Below are 2,861 nucleotides of genomic sequence, written 5' to 3' on the forward strand. Positions count from 1 at the left end.
GACCAACTGCGAGACCTCCAACATCGAAAAGACGGTCAATGCAGCGACGGCGCAGGCGGCGGACATCCGCTATCTCAAAAAGACCGGCGCCTTTGAGACGATGGAAGTGCCGCTCAAGCAGACCGCCGAAGCGCGGCTGCGCCACCCTGAGATGTCGCTGCGGGAGCTGGGCGAACTGTTGGGTGTCTCACGCTCAGGCATCAACCATCGTCTGCAGAAGATCAGCCAGATTGCCCGTCAGGTGCGTCAGGAGCAGAAATAGAAAACGAAAGGAGCACAGCCCAATGGAGGACAATTTTGTTCATCTTCACGTCCACAGCGAGTACAGCCTGCTCGATGGCGCGTGCAGGATCAAACAGCTGGTGGCACGCGCCAAGGAGCTGGGACAAAGTGCGGTAGCGATTACCGACCACGGCGTCATGTACGGCGCCATTGATTTTTACAAGGAAGCAAAGGCAAACGGCATCCGCCCGATCATCGGCTGCGAGGTGTATGTGGCGCCGCGCACCCGTTTTGACAAGGTAAACGGGCTGGACACCTCTCCCTACCATCTGGTGCTGCTGTGCAAAAATGAGACGGGCTACCGCAACCTCATCAAGATGGTGTCCCGCAGTTTTACCGAGGGCTTTTACTTTAAGCCGCGTATCGACCGTGAGCTGCTCAGACAGCACAGCGAGGGCTTGATTGCGCTGTCGGCCTGTCTGGCAGGAGAAGTGCCGCGTGCGCTCAGCCAGAACGACTACAACAAGGCAAAGGAAGCGGCCCAGTTTTATCTGGACACCTTTGGAAAGGATAACTATTTTATCGAGCTGCAAAACCACGGCATCCGTGAACAGCAGCGCATTATCCCCGATCTGGTGCGGCTTTCCCGCGAGCTGGATGTGGGACTGGTCGCCACCAACGACAGCCACTATCTGACCCGCGCCGACAGCACCACCCAGAAAATCCTCATCTGCATCCAGACCAACCATACGCTGGGTGAGGACAATGGGATGGAGTTTGAAACCGAGGAATTTTACATCAAGTCCCGTCAGGAGATGTACGACGCGATGCGCGAGTGCATCGGAGACGAACAGATCATCGCCGAGGCGCTGGACAACACGGTGCGCATCGCCGAACAGTGCCAGGTGGACTTTACCTTTGGACACCACATTCTGCCGCGGTTTGAAGCGCCGGACGAGCGCGACAACGTCACCTTCTTCCGCGACAAATGCTACGAAGGATTGTACCGCAACTACGGCGAAAACCCGCCTGAAGAATACCGCCAGCGTCTGGAATATGAGCTGTCGGTCATCGAAAAGATGGGGTATGTCGACTATTACCTCATCGTGTGGGACTTTATTGACTATGCAAAACGACAGGGCATTCCGGTCGGACCAGGCAGAGGCTCCGGTGCAGGCAGCATCGCAGCCTACTGCATTGGTATCACCGGCATCGACCCGATGAAATATAACCTTCTCTTTGAGCGCTTTTTAAATCCGGAGCGTGTCAGCATGCCGGACTTTGATATCGACTTTTGCTATGAGCGCCGTGAGGAGGTCATTGACTACGTCATCCGCAAGTATGGAAAGGATAGAGTGGCACAGATCATCACCTTTGGTACGATGGCAGCCCGCGGCGGCGTGCGCGATGTCGGCCGCGTGATGGGCATGGACTATCAGCAGGTGGACAAGGTTGCCAAAGCCATTCCGATGGATCTGCACATCACCATCGCCGAGGCGCTCGAACGTTCGCCCGACTTAAAGATCATGTACGAGAGCGACCCGCAGGTCAAGGAACTCATCGACCACGCCTCCAAGATCGAGGGAATGCCGCGCCACGCCTCCACCCATGCAGCCGGTGTGGTTATTGCCCGTGACGCAGTCGAAACCTATGTACCGCTTGCTAAAAACGATGAGGCGATCGTCACCCAGTACACCATGACCACTCTGGAGGAGCTGGGACTGCTCAAGATGGACTTTCTGGGCCTGCGAAACCTCACCGTCATCAGCGATGCGGAAAAGATGATCCGCCGCACTGAACCGGACTTTGACATCGAAAAAGTTTCGCTGTCCGACAAGCTGACCTTTGAGATGATGTCAAAAGGTCAGGCGAAAGGCGTGTTCCAGTTCGAGTCGGGCGGTATGCGTCAGGTGCTCACCCAGTTAAAACCGGAGTCGGTCGAGGACCTGATCGCGGTCATCTCGCTGTACCGCCCAGGACCGATGGACTCGATTCCAAAATATATCCGCAACCGCCACAATCCAGAGGAAATCACCTATAAAACGCCGCTGCTCAAGGATATTCTCGACGTCACCTATGGCTGTATCGTCTATCAGGAGCAGGTTATGCAGATCTGCCGCAAGCTGGCGGGCTACTCCTATGGACGAGCCGACCTTGTCCGCCGCGCCATGGCAAAGAAGAAACACGACGTCATGGAAAAGGAGCGGCAGAACTTTATCTGGGGCGCCAAAAAGGAGGACGGCTCGATCGACTGTGTCGGCTGCGTCGCCAACGGCGTCAGCGAGCAGGTCGCCAACGAAATCTTCGACGAGATGAGCTCGTTTGCTTCCTATGCGTTCAACAAATCCCATGCGGCTGCCTATGCGATGGTCGCCTATCGTACCGCCTACCTGAAAGCCCACTATCCGAAGGAATATATGGCGGCGCTGCTGACCAGTATCCTGGATAATACCGACAAGATGCTGGGCTACCTCAAGGAATGCGACCAGATGAAGATTAAGATTCTGCCGCCGGATATCAACCTCAGCAGCACCGGCTTCACCGTCGAAAACGGCTGCATTCGCTTTGGTTTTCTGGGCGTCAAAAATCTGGGCAGAAGCGTGATGGAGGCGCTGGTGCGCGAACGTGAGCTCAACGGC

Annotated in this window: 2 protein-coding genes; both read left to right on the forward strand. The window is 56.0% G+C overall.

All coding sequences use genetic code 11. The features are described from left to right. Positions 1-262: DNA-binding protein WhiA (gene whiA / locus Q0L39_RS11505; RefSeq protein ID WP_296629320.1), on the forward strand; the 262-nt coding region annotated here is incomplete at its 5' end. Between the two features lie 22 nt (positions 263-284). Continuing rightward, positions 285-2,861: DNA polymerase III subunit alpha (locus tag Q0L39_RS11510; RefSeq protein ID WP_296629322.1), on the forward strand; the 2,577-nt coding region annotated here is incomplete at its 3' end.

This window comes from uncultured Negativibacillus sp. (genome assembly GCF_944388365.1).
Classification (GTDB): domain Bacteria; phylum Bacillota; class Clostridia; order Oscillospirales; family Ruminococcaceae; genus Negativibacillus.